We start from the raw sequence: 15,375 nt of genomic DNA on the forward strand, positions 1-15,375 counted from the left end.
GAGCGCGGCCTTTTCGTTTGCGGGCGTTCGGTCGCGGGCGGTGTTCGCGGTGCGCGGATCGAGCGTAGGGCGATGTCGTGGGCGCGGGCTCGCTCGCTGCGTTCGCAGGACTTCGCCGCGATCGCGCGGCGGTGCGGACCTTCCTCGGCGCGCGCGCCGAGCGGACGCGGCGCTTCGATGCCGAATGCGCAGCGAGCGTTTTGCAGTGCGGCAATTCCCTGCGCCGGCAGGCTTTGCGCGGCGCCGAAGAGTCTGCGGCGAGCGAAAAACTGTGCGCATCGCGGCCGATGCTTGCCCATCGCGGCCGCACGAGCGCGGCGTGGCCGCCCGCGCGTTCGCCCGCGCCGCATTGTGTGATGGATAACGCGTTACCGTCGCGACGTCGGGCGTAGCGTTCGCCTTCGTCCGCGCGCAGGCCGCCTGCGACGCGACGCCGGAGGACCATGGATGTCCGCAGTCGCAGCGACCTCTTGCATCGGTTTGCGCGCCCGTTCCTACCGGTGCGCGGGCAACGCCCGCGCCGCGTCGAATTTCTTACTCAACTCGCCCGCCGCCGCGCGCCGCGGCGTTCGCCCCCATCGACTCGCATCGCCTGTCGGCCCCGCGCCGGGCGCGATGCACGGCCGCGGACGGACCCGCGGCGTTCGCGCCGGACGGCAGCCGCCGCCGGCTTCTCCGCCGCGCGCCGCCGGATGCGCGCGCCCGGCCATCGCCACCGAAGACAGGAGTGCGTCATGCAGAGGATGTCCCGCGCCAAGCTGTTCCTGACCTGCTGTGCGTTCGCGTTCGGCCTGACCGTCAGCTTGTCCGCGTTCGCGCGGCCGTGCTGCAGCAGCTGCGACGAGAGCCAACCCGATTCGCGTTGCTGGGCGATCTGCACGCCGGGTTGCTGAGCCCGGGTTGCGCGATCGAAGGGGGCGGGCGACCGCCCCCTTTTCGTTGCGGGCGGCGCGAGGGTGCGCGGCGCGAATTCGCCGTGCCGCCTCGTGCGTGGGCGCCTGCGACGGCGGCTCAAACGGCGCTTTGCCGAGGAAGCCCGACCGGCGCCGAATCCGTATCGCTCGATGGCCCCGCACGCCGACTCCGGCCCGCCTCGGGCCGGCTTCGCGCCCTTGTCTATGCCGATCCCGACGATTCGCGCCGATTGCCTGAATTAGGACAATTCCAGGCCGCAATGCCCCGTAGCCTGATCGCGCTGGAGGCAGTCCCGGCGCTCGCCCCGCGCGCCGGCCGGCGGCGTTGTCGAATCCGCGCCCTCCGGTTCGTCGTCTTGTCGTAAGCCGGCCGCTGCCCCGCCGCCGGCGCGAGTCCGATCAGGAGATACGTATGGACAGGTACCTGCCGTTGGCCGCGGCGCTGCTGGCGCTGCCGCATTTGTTGTCGATCGCGATCCGCGACGAACCGGCCGCGGCGGCCGTGGCGCGCACGCCGCGCGCGGTGGCGGCATCGGCGCCGGCCGCGACCACTGCGCGTTGCGCGCTGACGCTGCCGCGCACGCTCGCGCGGGTACCGGCGCGGGCCGGCGTGGCCGCGGCGGCGCAGCAGATCCACTTGCAGCGCTGAGCTGCGCTCAACGCCACGCGGACAGGCGCGCGTCGACGACGCGGCGTTTCGCGCGGCGATGGCGCGAAGCGAGGCCGGCTCAAGCCGCCGGCCACATCCGCAGCGCCGTGCGCAGCACCTCGCGCAGCTGCTGCGCGCTGGCGCCGTCGCGGGCCTGGATCGACAAGCCTTGCACCACGGTCGAAAGGAATTTGGCCAGCGCCGCGGCGTCCGCATCGGCGGCGACGTCGCCCTCGCGCTGGCCGCGCTCGATGCGTTCGCGGAAACCCGCTTCGATGCCGGCGCGGTGCGCGGCCAGTTCCTCGCGCAACTGCGTCGCCGCCTCGCCGAAGCCGCCGGTTTCGGCCGACACCAGCATGCAGCCCGAGCGGGCGGGGCAGTCGGCGAACCCGTCGGCGATGGCGTCGAACAAGCGCTCGAAGGCTGCGCGCGCACTCAATCCGGGCAGCGCCAGCGCTTGTCCACGCTCAAGTCGGAACTGTTGCAGATAGCGCTGCAGCGCGGCGCGGAACAACTCTTCCTTGCTGCCGAACACCGCATAGAGGCTGGGCGCGCTGACACCGACGGCGGCGGTGAGCTCGCTGATCGAGGTGGCCTCGAAGCCGCGCTGCCAGAACAGGCGCATCGCCGTTTCCAGCGCTTGCTCGCGGTCGAAGCCGCGCGGGCGGCCGCGCGGTCGGCGCGGCGCGGGCGCGACCGTTTCGCCGGGGGGCGAAACGGCCTCGGCGGCGGGCACGGAGCCGCCGCCGGATCGCTGCGGATTTGCAACGCCGAATTTCATAACGATCGATAGTAAATTCATTGACCCGCGCCGGGCAAGCGCTCAGACTCGGCCGGCCCGCGCGCTGCGCGGGTCGTCCACGACTTCTGTTTCCCCGCCACGCAAACAGGAAACCCCATGAGCCTCTCGCTCTACGACATCTCCGTGCCCGCGTTCCAGCGCGGCCTCGACGTGCTCTCGCACCTGCTCGACAAGGGCGTCGCCCACATCCGCGAACAGGGCGGCGACCCCGCGCAGCTGCTGACCGGCCGCCTCGCGCCGGACATGTACACCTTGATCGGCCAGGTCCAGTCGGCCAGCGACGCGGCCAAGTTCGGCGCCGCGCGTCTGGCCGGCATCGCGCCGCCGAGCTTTCCCGACACCGAGACCACGCTGGAGGAACTGCGCGAGCGCATCGCCAAGACCCAGGACTTCCTGCGCAGCGTGAGCCCGCAGAGCATGGACGGGCAGGAAGAGCGCGAGATCGTGATCCGCCCGGGCGGCCGCGAGCTCACCTTCGTCGCCCGCGACTACATCCGCGGTTTCGTGCTGCCGAACTTCTATTTCCACCTCACCACCGCCTACGGCATCCTGCGCCACCTCGGCGTGCCGCTGGGCAAGATGGACTATCTGCGCGGCGCCGCCTGAGCGCGCGCGGTCGCCGCGCCCGCATCCGTCGAACGCGTCGCGCCTGCGCACCCGCCGCCCGCGCGCGGCGGGTGCGGCCGGCGCGCGGCTGCACCATAATCGTCTCCGGGCGCCGCGCGGCTGCGGCGCCGGAGCGCGAACAACGTGAGCGAGCCCCAACAGGACGAGATCGACCGCTACTGGATGCGCCGCGCGCTGGATCTGGCCGAGCGCGCCGAGCGCGAGTACGACGAGATCCCGGTCGGCGCGGTGCTGGTGTCGGCCGCCGGCGAAATGCTCGGCGAGGGCTGGAACCGCAACATCGGCCAGCACGATCCGTCCGCGCACGCCGAAATCGTGGCGATGCGCGAAGGCGGCCAGCGCATCGGCAACCATCGCCTGATCGGCAGCACCTTGTACGTGACCCTGGAGCCGTGCGCGATGTGCGCGATGGCGATGGTGCACGCGCGCGTCGCGCGGGTGGTGTTCGGCGCGTTCGATCCCAAGACCGGCGCGGCCGGCAGCGTGTTCGATCTGCTCGGCGATCCGCGCCACAACCATCGCGTGATGGTGCAGGGCGGGGTGTTGGGCGAAGAGGCCGGCGCGCGGTTGAGCGCGTATTTCCGGCGCAAGCGCGGCAAGCCGGTGTAAGCGCGGATCTGGGGTTCTGCGCGAACGGAGACTGCGCGGTCGCGACTCGCGTCGCTCCTACAGGGGCTCGGCGCGACTACGGGCTCGCCGTGTAGGAGCGACGCGAGTCGCGACCGCGCCAACGACGAACCCCGCGATCCGCGCGCAACCGCCGGCCCGAACGCGCGCAACCGCCGGCCCGAACGCGCGCAACCGCCGCGCGCCTCAACGCAACGCGGCCAACGCCTTGCGCGCTTCCTCGCTGAACCGCTGCGCTTCCTGCTGCGAATACAACTGCCCGGCGAGCTGCGAGATCGCCCGCTGCGGATCGCCGCCGGCCGCGTCGAAGGCTTCCTGGCACAGCATCCCGGCGATCGGCCCGAGATAATTCAGCGCGACCTGCTCCACCGCCTGCCGCACATGCGGATTCACCACGATCGCTTCCGCCGCGGCGGGCGCGGCGGCGCCGTTGGACGCCGGCGGCGGCGAGGGCGTCGCCGCGGGCGCGTACTGATACTGCTGCCCGCCCAGATCGTGCTCGAACCCGCCGAGGATCCATTCCACCGACCCCTCGCTCAGCGGCGCGCGCCCGGGCGGCAGCGCGGCGACGCCGCTGCTCTCGAAACGCACCTTGGCCGCCGACACCATCGACAAGCGCTGCACCGCTTCTTCGTTGCGCAGCATGCGGTAGACCACTTCCTGCACCTGGCCCTGATGCAGGCGCACGATGCAGGAGTGGTTGTCCTCGGTGACGATGTAGGCGAAGCCGGACGAGCGCTTGTGCGCCAGCGACTTGAGCTCGCGCAGCACCTGCACCAACGGGCGGAATTCGTTGCTCATGCCGGGCTCCCTGACTCCCTAGGTTCGGCGTGGAAGGGCGGCGTCAGCGCGAGAGCTTGGCCAGCCGCTCCATCGCCACGCGCACGCTGTAGGACAGCCGCGAGATGGCGCGGGCGAGTTTGCCGATTTCGTCCTTGAGTTCGGTCTCCTCGATGGTGTGGCCCCACTTGCCCACGCTCAGTTCTTCGGCGACCACGGTGAGGTGCTGGATCGGCTTGAGCACGCGGTTCCAGATCAGTCCCCATTGCAGGCCCAGGATCAGCGCGCACACCAGCAGGCCGATGCCGCCGATCCACAGCGACTGGCGCGCGATCGCCCTGTCCACGTCGCTCTTGGGATAGGCCGCGACCAGACTGAAACCCCAGCCCGGCACTTCCTGCTTGTCGACCACCCAATCGCTCGGCAGTTCGTGAGCGATGCGCTCGATCAGCGCCGGATCGCTGGTGGCGCCGGTCTTGGACGAGAAGCGCAGCTTGTCCTTGCCGTCGAATACGGCGATGAAGCCCGAGTCCAACACCTGGCTGGCGTCGACCACTTCCGACAGCGCCTTCAAATCGGTCTTGTAGCCCACGTACCACACGCCGATCGCGCGCTGGCTGTCGGTCTCGGCGAAGATCGGCTCGTAGCCGGTGACGTAAGGCGTGCCGAGGATGTCGACCACGCCGTAGAACGCCTCGCCCTTGCGCATGTGCGGAATCACCTGGCCGAGCGGATCGAGCTGGGTGCCGATGGCGCGGCTGCCGTCGTCCTTGCGCACGTTGGTGGCGACGCGCACGAAGTCCTCGCCGTCGCGCGCGAACAAGGTGGCGGTGCCCTGGGCGATGGCGGTGACGCCGTCGACGAGGGCGAAGTTGTTGGCCTGCGACACGCCGCCGAGCACCAGATCGTTGGCGGCGCGGCCGCCGACGGTGACGCGGCCGCCGAGCGTGGCCGCGCCGAGCCGGCGGCCTTCGCTGCGCAACAGGCGCATGGCGTCGTGGGTGCGGTCGAGCATCACCGAGCGGGTGACCGAGAACAGGCTTTGCAGCGCTTGCGTGCGCCGTTCGATGGATTGCGACGCATCGGCGCGCACGTGGCGCGCCTGAGTCATCGCCAGCGCGACGGTCAGCACGACCACCGACACCAGCACCAGCGCCAGCACGGGCAGCAGCAGGCGCACCCGCAACGAGTGAAGAAACATCGGATTTATTCCCCTGGAGCGCGTTGAAGAACGAATGCGTAGGCCGCCGCCGCGCGCGGGCGCGGACGATGCGGTAAGGCGCTCCATGCCCGATGCGCGCAGCCGCGGCCGATCGGCGGCCGCCAGGGTGCGTCATCGTTTTTTCTTTCACAATGCGCCGACGCCGCGCGCGGCGCGCGCAGCGGAGCGGCCGGCCAGCGAGGCCGGCGCGGATTCGATGCGGTGGGTAAACGGTGGGAGTGGATTCGGTGCGCTGCGCGCGTGAGGCGGAAGAGTCGGTCGGTCACGCGGAGCTGCAGGTTCGTGTCGTTCGTGGGCGCAGCATATCGGGCGCGCCGCGTCGCGATTCGTGCGGGCAGTCGCAGAAGGATTTGCTGTCGGACAGCTGTCGCGCGCGAACGCTGCGAAGTGTGCGGGGCGCTTGATCGGCGTGTGCTGAGCGACACGCGGTTCAGAAAACGACGTCGGCGGTATCGTGTATACGCCTGTATTTCGCGCGCACCGTTTGCGCTAAATCCATGTCGTAGCGATTGCGAAAACGATGCCTCTTTCGCTCAGCGATGCGCGCGGCGCGGATCGGGTTCGGGTTCGCGTTGTCGCGGACCATGCGCGCGATGGCCTGCGCAACGCATAGGTGCACGAAAGTTGCGTACGCGGACTTCGTTGCGCGCAGCGGCGCGCCGCGATGCAAGTTGTGACGCAATGCCGTTTTGCCGCGAGCGGTGCGGCCCGCCGCGTTTCAACCGCGCTTCTTGCGCCCGGCGTCGCGGTCGAACTCGCGCTTCACTTCGGAGTCGAGCATGCTCACGCTCATGCGCGCCTCGCGGCCCATGTTGATGCAGGCGGCGAGCACCAGCAGCACGCCGCACATCGCCAGTCCGGTCGGCACGCCGCGCAGGCGGTAATCGGTGAACTGGTCGATGCCGATGGCCAGGCTGGTGCCGACGAACGCCGTCATCGCGCCGTACAGCAGCTGCAGGCAGGTCAGGATCAGGCGCACGCGGCGGCGGTGCAGGATGATGCGCGCTTCCAGGTACTGGCGCGCGTCCTCGTCGACGGTCTCCTCCAGCGTCGCCAGTCGCTGGCGCATGCGGTCGACCACGCGCGCGAGGCGATTGTTCGACGACACCAGCAGCGAGGCGGTGGCGGTGAGGAAGAACGCCGGGGTGATCATCGCCGAGACCACGGCGTAGTGCGTACTCAGTTGCAGCGGATCGGTCATGGCGGAGGCGCGGCGCGCGGGTGGCGGATGTGGCGGGCGGAGCGGGCCCGGACCCCATGATGCCGCAAGCGCGATGGCCGGGCGCTTTGCGGTTGCGTTGCCTCATCGCGCGGCCGGGCGGCGCGGAGGGCGGCGGTTCGGGCTTCGGCTATCGCAGGGCCGGCGTCTCGACCGCGGGGCGATCGGCATGCCGCCGCTCGGTGGCGCGTGGCTCGGCCGGCTGCGGATCGAAAGATCACGGCCGACCGCCGACGGCTCAGCGCCGCGGCGGCTGCGCCCAGCGCTTCACCGCGCTGGCATGGCCGTGATCCATCTCCTCGTTGACCGCCTCCACCGCCAGCGAGGACTCGCGCGCCAGCAGCAGGCTGGCGGCGAACATCGACAGCACCCCGAGCGCGGCCAGGACGGTCGGGACCAGCCCCAACCGGTAGCCGAGCACGGCGTCGCCGGCCACGGTCAGGCTGGTGCCGACGAAGAAGCTGATCGCGGTGTAGAGCAGCTGGCTGCCGCGCAGGATGATCCGGCTGCGCTTCTTCTGGCGCAGGATGTGGCGCTCGATCAGTTCGCGCTCCTCGGCGTCCTCGGTTTCGGCCAGTTCTTTGAGCAGCACCCGGGCGCGGTCGATGACCCGGGCCAGCCGGTTGTTGGCCGACAGCAGCAGCGAGGCGGTCGCGGTGAGGAAGAACGCGGGCGCCAGCATCGCGGTCAGGATGGCGTAGTGGACGTCGGGGGCGTTGGCGGTCATCGCGGCGCGGCCGTCGGGGCGGGGTGGGCTATCATGCCGCGACACGCATACGCACGGCGAGGCCATGAGCGAACACCCCGGACACGAGCGGCACGGACACGAGCACCGGCTGATCTGGATCGACCTGGAGATGACCGGCCTGGACACCGACCGCGACTCGATCCTGGAGATCGCCACGGTCGTCACCGACGCCCAGCTCAACGTGCTCGCCGAGGGGCCGGAACTCGCCATCGCCCATCCGCTGGAGCGGCTGCAGGCGATGGACGAATGGAACCGCAACCAGCACGGCAAGTCCGGGCTGTGGAAGCGGGTGCTGGAGCAGGGCGTGGCGATGGACGAGGCCGAACGGCTGACGCTGGAGTTCCTGGCGAAGTGGGTCGCGCCGAACGCCTCGCCGATCTGCGGCAACTCGATCTGCCAGGACCGCCGTTTCCTGCACCGCTGCATGCCCAAGCTGGAGAAGTACTTCCACTACCGCAACCTCGACGTCAGCACGGTCAAGGAGCTGGCGCGGCGCTGGTCGCCGGAGGTGCTGGCGGGGGTGAACAAAGAAAGCAAGCACACCGCGCTGAGCGACGTGCACGATTCGATCGCCGAGCTGCGGCATTACCGCGGGTTCATGGGCAAGCTGGGCGGGCTCGGCGGCTGAGCTTTTTGCCACGGCCTCGCGCGAGGCCGCAACGCAGCGACTGTAGGAGCTGCGCAAGCTGCGACCAACCGCAGCGATTGACGCAAGCGCGCCTGCCCGAAGCCCGGTCAATCGGCCGGCGCTTTGACGCGTTGTTAGAAAAGGGGAACGTGAGCTTGCCTAGCTTCGGATAGCTGCGCTGGCGTCAACCGCTGCGGTTGGTCGCAGCTTGCGCAGCTCCTACAGGGGGAGACCCACTGGCGCGGCGAAGGGGGAGGGCGTGCGCTCCCCGGCGAACGACTCAGCTCTTGGGCTTGGCGCCCGCCGCCGCCACGTCGCCATCGTCGGCCACCGCCTTGGTCAGCACTTCGCCGATCGGCCGCCCGTCGGCGTCGTGGTGGTAGACGTGCAGATCGCGCTGCGGGTACGGGATGTTGAGGCCCTTGCCGATCAGCTCGTTGCGGATGCCTTCGACCAGATCGCTCTTGGTGTGGACCAGATCGCCGGTCTTGGCCCAGGCGCGCAGTTCCAGGTTGACGCTGCTTTCGGCCAGCGCGGTCACCAGCACTTCCGGCGCGGGTTCCTTGAGCACCTTGGGATGCGCCGCGGCCAGCGCCAGCAGCGTGTCCTTGGCCACGCGCAGGTCGTCGTCGTAGCCCACGCCGACGGTGAGGTCGATGCGGCGCTTGGGATTGGCGGTGAAGTTGATGATGACCGCGGTGGTGATCAGGCTGTTGGGCAGCACGATCACCCGGTTGTCGACGGTGCGCAGGCGGGTCTGGAACACGCGGATCTGCTCGACCGTGCCCTCGATGCCGGCGGCCTGCACGTAGTCGCCGGCGCGGAACGGGCGCAGCACGATCAGCATCACGCCCGAGGCGATGTTGGACAGCGAGTCCTTCAGCGCCAGACCGATGGCGAGGCCGGCGGCGCCGAGCACCGCCAGCACCGAGGTCATCGGCACGCCGAGCTGTTGCAGCGCGGCCACCGCGACCACCACCACCATCACCGCGTAGGCGATGTTGCGCAGGAAGCCGCGCAAGGTGACTTCCATGTTGGCGCGGGTCATGACCCGCTCCAACGCCCGCGACAGGCGCTTGGCGATCCACAGGCCGATCAGCAGGATCGCCAGCGACGCCAGCAGCTTCAGGCCCTGGGTCTGGGCCCATAGCATCAGCTTGTCGAAGTCGAAGCCGGCGCCGAGCCCCAACAGGGACTCGGACGCCTGCGTCTTGGCGGCCACGGCTTGAGCGGCGTCGGGTTTCGCCATGCCGGACTCAGGCCTGCGCCTTGACCTTGGCCAGACGCAGCCAGGTGTCGACGACCGTGTCGGGATTCAGCGACACCGACTCGATGCCTTGCTGCATCAGCCACTCGGCCAGATCGGGGTGATCGCTCGGGCCCTGGCCGCAGATGCCGACGTACTTGCCCTTGGCGCGCGCCGACGAGATCGCCATCGCCAGCAGCTTCTTCACCGCCGGATCGCGTTCGTCGAACAGCTGGGCGACGATCGCCGAGTCGCGGTCCAGGCCGAGGCTGAGCTGGGTGAGGTCGTTGGAGCCGATCGAGAAACCGTCGAAGATCTCCAGGAACTCGTCGGCCAGCAGCGCGTTCGAGGGGACCTCGCACATCATGATGATCTGCAGGCCGTTCTCGCCCTTCTTGAGGCCGTTCTTTTCGAGCACCTCGATCACGCGGCGGCCCTCGTCGAGCGTGCGCACGAACGGGATCATGATCCAGCAGTTGGTCAGGCCCATCTGCTCGCGCACCTTCAGCACCGCCTGGCATTCCAGGGCGAAGGCGTCGGAGAAGCTCGGATCGACGTAACGGCTGGCGCCGCGGAAGCCGATCATCGGGTTCTCTTCGTGCGGCTCGTAGCGCGAGCCGCCGATCAGGTTGGCGTATTCGTTGGACTTGAAGTCCGACAGGCGCACGATCACCGGGTTCGGCGCGAACGAGGCCGTGATGGTGGCGATGCCCTCGGCCAGGCGGTCCACGTAGAACTGCACCGGGTCGCCGCCGTAGCCGGCGATCTTCTCGTCGATCTTCTTCTTGGTCGCCGCGTCCTGCGCGGCGTATTCCAGCAGCGCCTTCGGGTGGATGCCGATGTGGCTGGCGATGATCATCTCCAGCCGCGCCAGGCCGACGCCGGCGTTGGGCAGCATGGCGAAGTCGAACGCGCGCTCGGGGTTGGCGACGTTCATCATCACCTTGAGCGGCGCCGGCGGCATCTTGTCGAGATCGGCGACGTGGCGCTCGAAGGGCAGGGCGCCGCCGTAGATGTAGCCGGTGTCGCCTTCGGCGCAGCTGATGGTGACGGTCTCGCCTTCCTTGATCGTGTCGAGCCCGTTGCCGGTGCCGACGACCGCCGGCACGCCGAGTTCGCGCGCGATGATCGCCGCGTGGCAGGTGCGGCCGCCGCGGTTGGTGACGATCGCGGCGGCGCGCTTCATCACCGGCTCCCAATCGGGATCGGTCATGTCGGCGACCAGCACGTCGCCCGGCTGCACCCGGCTCATGTCGTCGAGGCTGCGCACCACGCGCGCCACGCCGCTGCCGATCTTCTGGCCGATGGCGCGGCCTTCGGCGATGACGGTGCCGCGCTGGCCGAGCTGGTAGCGCTCGATCTGGGTGGCCTTGGCGCGCGACTTCACCGTTTCCGGGCGCGCCTGGACGATGAACAGCTTGCCGCTGACGCCGTCCTTCGCCCATTCCACGTCCATCGGGCGGCCGTAATGCTTTTCGATCACCAGCGCTTGCTTGGCCAGTTCGTGCACGTCCTCGTCGGTGATCGAGAACTTCGCGCGCAGCTCGGCCGGCGTGTCCTCGGTGCGCACGCGCTCGCCGGGCTGGCTGGAATAGACCATGCGCAGCTGCTTGGCGCCGACGGCGCGGCGCAGGATCGCCGGCTTGCCCTGGCTCAGGGTGGGCTTGTAGACGTAGAACTCGTCGGGATTGACCGCGCCCTGCACGACCATCTCGCCCAGGCCGTAGCTCGAGGTGATGAACACCACGTCGCGGAAGCCCGACTCGGTGTCCAGGGTGAACAACACGCCGGACGCGCCGACGTCGGAGCGGACCATCAGCTGCACGCCGGCGGACAGGAACACGTCCTCGTGCTTGAAGCCGTGGTGCACGCGGTAAGCGATGGCGCGGTCGTTGTAGAGGCTGGCGAAGACTTCCTTGACCTTGTGCACGACGTCGTCTTCGCCGGTCACGTTGAGGAAGGTTTCCTGCTGGCCGGCGAAGGAGGCGTCGGGCAGGTCTTCGGCGGTGGCCGAGGAGCGCACCGCGACGGCGACGTCGCCGCCGCCGTTCTCGTCGCAGAGCGTGCGGTAAGCCGCGCGGATGTCCTTGTCCAGATCGGGCTGCAACGGCGCGTCGATGACCCAGCCGCGGATTTCGCCGCCGGCCGCGGTCAGCGCCGGCACGTCTTCCACGTCGAGCGTGGCGAGCTTGTCGTAGATGCGCTGGTGCAGATCGTTATGCGCGATGAAGGCCTTGAAGGCCTCGGCGGTGGTGGCGTAACCGCCGGGAACCGATACGCCCAGGTTGGCCAGGTTGCCGATCATCTCGCCAAGCGAGGAGTTCTTGCCGCCGACGCGGGCCAGGTCGTGGAGGCGCAGCGCGTGCAGCCAGAGGATGTTCTCGTTCAAGACACACTATCTCCGAGGGGGACTAGGACGCGTGGGAGCGCGGCCAAGACGATATGATCGCCCGTGCGTCCGGGGCATACAAGCTTGATCCGGCGGGCTTTTTGTACTGGCCCCCGGGCTTTTTCCGACTGGCACCGTTTTCTTAGACGAGGTTATCGATGGCAGGAACCCGCCCGGTCTTCTACGTTTCCGACGGCACCGGCATCACCGCCGAGACCATCGGCCACAGCCTGTTGACCCAATTCACCGACACCCGCTTCGTCACCGACCGCATCGCGTTCGTGGATACCGTCGAGCGGGCGCAGGAGGCGGCCGGCAAGATCCGCGAGGCCGCGGTGAGCTACGGGGTGCGCCCGGTGGTGATCAATTCCTGCATGGACGGCGAGGTCGGCGCGGCCCTGGCCGAGAGCGGGGCGCTGATGCTCGACGTTTTCGCGCCGTTCATCGAGCCGCTGGAGCGCGAGCTGCACGAGACCCGCCAGCGCCGCATCAACCAGGCCCACGGCATCGTCGATTTCGACACCTATCACCGCCGCATCAACGCCATGAACTACGCCCTGACCCACGACGACGGGCAGAGCGTGGACTACAACGAGGCCGACCTGATCCTGGTGGCGGTCTCGCGCGCCGGCAAAACCCCGACCTGCGTGTATCTGGCCCTGCACTACGGCGTGCGCGCGGCCAACTATCCGCTGACCGAGGAAGACCTCGAACACGACCGCCTGCCGCCGCGGCTGCGGCCGTTCCGGCAGAAGCTGTTCGGGCTGACCATCGATCCGGTGCGCTTGCAGCAGATCCGCCAGGAACGCCGGCCGAATTCGCGCTATGCCAAGTTCGAGACCTGCAAGAGCGAGGTCGCCGCGGCCGAAGCGATGTTCCGCGCCGAGCGCATTCCCACGCTCAGCACCACTCATACCTCGATCGAGGAGATCGCCAGCAAGGTGATGACCACGCTGGGGATCCATCGCGAGATGTTCTGAACGAGGCGTTCAGGCCCGGTGCGGCCTGGGCGATGCGAAAAGCCCGGCGCGCGCAGGCGAGCCGGGCTTTTTTGCGTTGTGCGATGGCGTTCGCGCGGCGTCGCGGCCGGCGCGATGCGCGTGGGCGAGGCTGCCGCATCGAGGCGGCGGAGCAGGGACGTCGTGGGGATGCGCGATGCTGAATGGAGGCGGGCGGGGCGGCCGTTCGCGGAGCGATTCCGCCGTGCCCGCCGACATCGCGAAAGAGCCTATAAATTAAGGGTTTTTCGTCATTCCGTCAATCCTGCCGCGAACGCCTCCAGGCGTGTAGGATCGCGTGCATGACGCAAGCCGCCTCCCGTTTCGCGCGCATCCCCAAGCTCAGCCGTTTCGGCTGGCTGATGGGCCTGTACGCGGAGAATCACGAACGCCTCACGCGCATGTTCGAGCCCGCCGGGCTCGCCCGCGGCGTGTATCTGTCGCAGGTCGGCGACGGCCTGGATCTGCGCCTGGACGTGCTCGAGCAGCATCGCTACACCACCGAGTTGCGCTTGACCTACGCGGTGCTCGATCCGCTCACCGGCGAGCCCGATCCTTCCGCGTATCTGCGCCTGTACCACGACGCGCATCAGCTCGAAGCCACGCACTGCTACGTCGGACGGCGCTGGCAGGACGTGATCGGCATGTACCCGCCGCCCGCGCAAGTGCTCGGCCATCGCATGCGCATGAATACTTTTTTAGGAAAGTGGCTCGAGTATCTAGCCGAACGCGGGCATGGCATGACAAGATTGCGCCCCGTCGAACTCGACCCGGTGTCGCCGGCTCCCGATGAGGACAATCCTCTCGGAGCAGGGCACAACGGAGCGGCAAAAAATTCAGCGATGAACGCTTGACGACTTCGCTGAACGCCCGCTAAGATGTTCGTCTTTCCAGCCCGTGGGGCCATAGCTCAGCTGGGAGAGCGCCTGCATGGCATGCAGGAGGTCGCCGGTTCGATCCCGGCTGGCTCCACCACTCCTCGAACTGGTGAAAGGGTTTCGAGGGGAATGAAGTTTCAAAGGTTTGTCCCCATCGTCTAGAGGCCTAGGACATTACCCTTTCACGGTAGCGACCGGGGTTCGAATCCCCGTGGGGACGCCACTTAAACAAAACCCCCTGGCCAGGGGGTTTTATGTTGAAGCCCTGCGGTTTTGGGGTTTTTGATGTTGCACAGAGAGTTTCCAGCGCGTGGGGCCATAGCTCAGCTGGGAGAGCGCCTGCATGGCATGCAGGAGGTCGCCGGTTCGATCCCGGCTGGCTCCACCAACTTTTCGAACGCGTGAAAGGGTTTCGAAAAGCCGCAGGGATACTTCAAACCAGCTTTGTCCCCATCGTCTAGAGGCCTAGGACATTACCCTTTCACGGTAGCGACCGGGGTTCGAATCCCCGTGGGGACGCCAAATAAATACCCCCGGCTCGAAAGAGTCGGGGGTTTTTATTTTGTCCGGCGAATATCGTCGGCTCGGATGGCGGGGCGGGGAGATTCGTCGTGGGTGCGTTGTCGCGGTCGCGGCTCGCGCCGCTCCTACAGGGGTTGCGGACGGTTCGTCTCCGACTGTAGGAGCGGCGCGAGCCGCGACCGCGACGACGCGATTACGCCGAAACTCCGTCGTTGCTGCGTACCGCAGGGCGCCTGCGAACCTCCGCCCGCACCGCCGCCACCCGGCGGCGATGCGCGCTTCCCGCAACGCCGGCCTTACTCCGCCGGCGCGTACATGCCGTTGTGCACCGTCTCGACGATGTCCTCATACCCGCCGGTCGACCACGGCTTGCCCTTGCCGTCGGCGTACAGCGTCATCGTCGCCTCGATCGCGTGGCTGCCGGCCTGGCCGAGCGAACGGTCGAACTCGGCGACGCCCTCGAGCAGCTTCTTGGTCTTGAGCTTGGCCGGATCGCCCTTGCCCGCCAGCACTTCCTGCAAGCGCTTGCCGATCAGCGGCACCGTGCATTCCATCGCGACGTCGGCGATGCGCGCGTTCTTGACGTGCTCGTTGGCGTATTCGCGGTTCGACACGCCGCGGCATTCGGCGCCGGAGGCGAGCACGTTGACCCGCTTGATCGCCGCGGCCAAGGCCGGCTTGGCCTTCTTCTTGTCGACCTTGGGCATGTCTTCGAGGATCGCGTCGGCGAAGCCGTCGTACTGCGCGTCCATGCCGGCTTCGTCGTGCAGGGCGATCGCGTTCTCGCCGTTGGAGTACAGCGGGCGCAGATAGTCGTTGATCCGCGCGGTCGCGTCGGCGTCGTGCTTGAGCGCGATGCGCGCGTAAAGCTCGGCGACCTGCTCGGGCTTGAGCGTGTTCTTGGGCGCGGCGGCCTTGGCGGCCTTGGATTTGGACGGCTTGGCGGCTTCGGCCGGGGCGAAGCAGGCCGGCGCGAGCACGGCCGGAATCAACAAGGCGGCGAGAAGGGCTTTGGACAGAGGGGAGGCGGTCATGTTGCGGTCCTTTGCGGAAGTGGAGGCCGGGGCCGCTCGGTGCGGCGGCGGGTCGATGGCCCGGGGCGGCCGCGAGGGCGACCGCCGCTACA

Annotated in this window: 16 protein-coding genes and 4 tRNA genes; 11 read left to right on the plus strand and 9 right to left on the minus strand. The window is 68.7% G+C overall.

What is annotated here, in order from left to right; genetic code table 11:
* Positions 1-734: 734 nt before the first annotated feature.
* Complete coding sequence (locus J5226_RS15455) at positions 735-893, plus strand: hypothetical protein (protein WP_215835343.1); 159 nt, start codon at positions 735-737, stop codon at positions 891-893.
* 433 nt (positions 894-1,326) lie between these two features.
* A complete protein-coding gene (locus J5226_RS15460) occupies positions 1,327-1,563 on the plus strand; it encodes a hypothetical protein (protein WP_215835344.1) in 237 nt (78 codons plus the stop codon).
* Positions 1,564-1,642: 79 nt separating this feature from the next.
* Here J5226_RS15460 and J5226_RS15465 read toward each other — a convergent pair whose 3' ends face one another.
* Positions 1,643-2,188: a TetR/AcrR family transcriptional regulator gene (locus tag J5226_RS15465; protein ID WP_215835345.1), complete on the minus strand. Its 546-nt coding sequence runs from the start codon at positions 2,186-2,188 to the stop codon at positions 1,643-1,645.
* A 273-nt stretch (positions 2,189-2,461) separates the two neighbouring features.
* Between J5226_RS15465 and J5226_RS15470 the strand changes: the two genes are divergently transcribed.
* Positions 2,462-2,971, plus strand: coding sequence for a DUF1993 domain-containing protein (locus tag J5226_RS15470; protein WP_215835346.1), 510 nt, complete (start codon positions 2,462-2,464; stop codon positions 2,969-2,971).
* A gap of 144 nt (positions 2,972-3,115) precedes the next feature.
* Positions 3,116-3,601: a tRNA adenosine(34) deaminase TadA gene (gene tadA, locus J5226_RS15475; RefSeq protein ID WP_255322804.1), complete on the plus strand. Its 486-nt coding sequence runs from the start codon at positions 3,116-3,118 to the stop codon at positions 3,599-3,601.
* Positions 3,602-3,805: 204 nt separating this feature from the next.
* Here the strand turns inward: tadA and J5226_RS15480 are convergent, their stop codons facing one another.
* From J5226_RS15480 to J5226_RS15500, 5 genes are all read right to left on the minus strand, one after another.
* The gene (locus tag J5226_RS15480) at positions 3,806-4,420 is read right to left on the minus strand and encodes a hypothetical protein (RefSeq protein ID WP_215835347.1); all 615 of its coding nucleotides are present in this window, start codon (positions 4,418-4,420) and stop codon (positions 3,806-3,808) included.
* A 43-nt stretch (positions 4,421-4,463) separates the two neighbouring features.
* Positions 4,464-5,600, minus strand: coding sequence for a Cache 3/Cache 2 fusion domain-containing protein (locus J5226_RS15485; RefSeq protein ID WP_215835348.1), 1,137 nt, complete (start codon positions 5,598-5,600; stop codon positions 4,464-4,466).
* Positions 5,601-6,051: 451 nt separating this feature from the next.
* Complete coding sequence (locus J5226_RS15490; RefSeq protein ID WP_215835349.1) at positions 6,052-6,303, minus strand: hypothetical protein; 252 nt, start codon at positions 6,301-6,303, stop codon at positions 6,052-6,054.
* A 36-nt stretch (positions 6,304-6,339) separates the two neighbouring features.
* A complete protein-coding gene (locus J5226_RS15495) occupies positions 6,340-6,822 on the minus strand; it encodes a DUF2721 domain-containing protein (RefSeq protein WP_255322805.1) in 483 nt (160 codons plus the stop codon).
* A gap of 256 nt (positions 6,823-7,078) precedes the next feature.
* The gene (locus J5226_RS15500; RefSeq protein WP_215835350.1) at positions 7,079-7,567 is read right to left on the minus strand and encodes a DUF2721 domain-containing protein; all 489 of its coding nucleotides are present in this window, start codon (positions 7,565-7,567) and stop codon (positions 7,079-7,081) included.
* A gap of 64 nt (positions 7,568-7,631) precedes the next feature.
* Between J5226_RS15500 and orn the strand changes: the two genes are divergently transcribed.
* On the plus strand, positions 7,632-8,216 hold the full coding sequence (orn, locus tag J5226_RS15505) for an oligoribonuclease (protein ID WP_215835351.1): 585 nt from the start codon (positions 7,632-7,634) through the stop codon (positions 8,214-8,216).
* Between the two features lie 280 nt (positions 8,217-8,496).
* Here the strand turns inward: orn and J5226_RS15510 are convergent, their stop codons facing one another.
* Entirely contained in the window at positions 8,497-9,465 is a 969-nt protein-coding gene (locus tag J5226_RS15510; RefSeq protein ID WP_215835352.1) for a mechanosensitive ion channel domain-containing protein, read from the minus strand.
* Positions 9,466-9,472: 7 nt separating this feature from the next.
* Positions 9,473-11,851, minus strand: coding sequence for a phosphoenolpyruvate synthase (gene ppsA, locus J5226_RS15515; RefSeq protein ID WP_215835353.1), 2,379 nt, complete (start codon positions 11,849-11,851; stop codon positions 9,473-9,475).
* A gap of 158 nt (positions 11,852-12,009) precedes the next feature.
* Here ppsA and J5226_RS15520 point away from each other — a divergent pair, with 158 nt between their 5' ends.
* From J5226_RS15520 to J5226_RS15545, 6 genes are all read left to right on the plus strand, one after another.
* Positions 12,010-12,831, plus strand: coding sequence for a pyruvate, water dikinase regulatory protein (locus tag J5226_RS15520; protein WP_215835354.1), 822 nt, complete (start codon positions 12,010-12,012; stop codon positions 12,829-12,831).
* 320 nt (positions 12,832-13,151) lie between these two features.
* Complete coding sequence (locus J5226_RS15525; protein ID WP_215835355.1) at positions 13,152-13,703, plus strand: DUF1249 domain-containing protein; 552 nt, start codon at positions 13,152-13,154, stop codon at positions 13,701-13,703.
* Positions 13,704-13,748: 45 nt separating this feature from the next.
* Positions 13,749-13,824: transfer RNA gene (locus tag J5226_RS15530), tRNA-Ala, on the plus strand.
* Positions 13,825-13,874: 50 nt separating this feature from the next.
* Positions 13,875-13,950: transfer RNA gene (locus tag J5226_RS15535), tRNA-Glu, on the plus strand.
* 89 nt (positions 13,951-14,039) lie between these two features.
* Positions 14,040-14,115, plus strand: a tRNA-Ala gene (locus tag J5226_RS15540).
* Between the two features lie 58 nt (positions 14,116-14,173).
* A tRNA-Glu gene (locus J5226_RS15545) sits at positions 14,174-14,249 on the plus strand.
* A 296-nt stretch (positions 14,250-14,545) separates the two neighbouring features.
* Here the strand turns inward: J5226_RS15545 and J5226_RS15550 are convergent.
* Entirely contained in the window at positions 14,546-15,283 is a 738-nt protein-coding gene (locus tag J5226_RS15550; RefSeq protein ID WP_215835356.1) for a hypothetical protein, read from the minus strand.
* Positions 15,284-15,375: the final 92 nt, after the last annotated feature.

This window comes from Lysobacter sp. K5869 (assembly GCF_018847975.1).
In the GTDB taxonomy this organism is placed as follows: Bacteria; Pseudomonadota; Gammaproteobacteria; order Xanthomonadales; family Xanthomonadaceae; genus Lysobacter.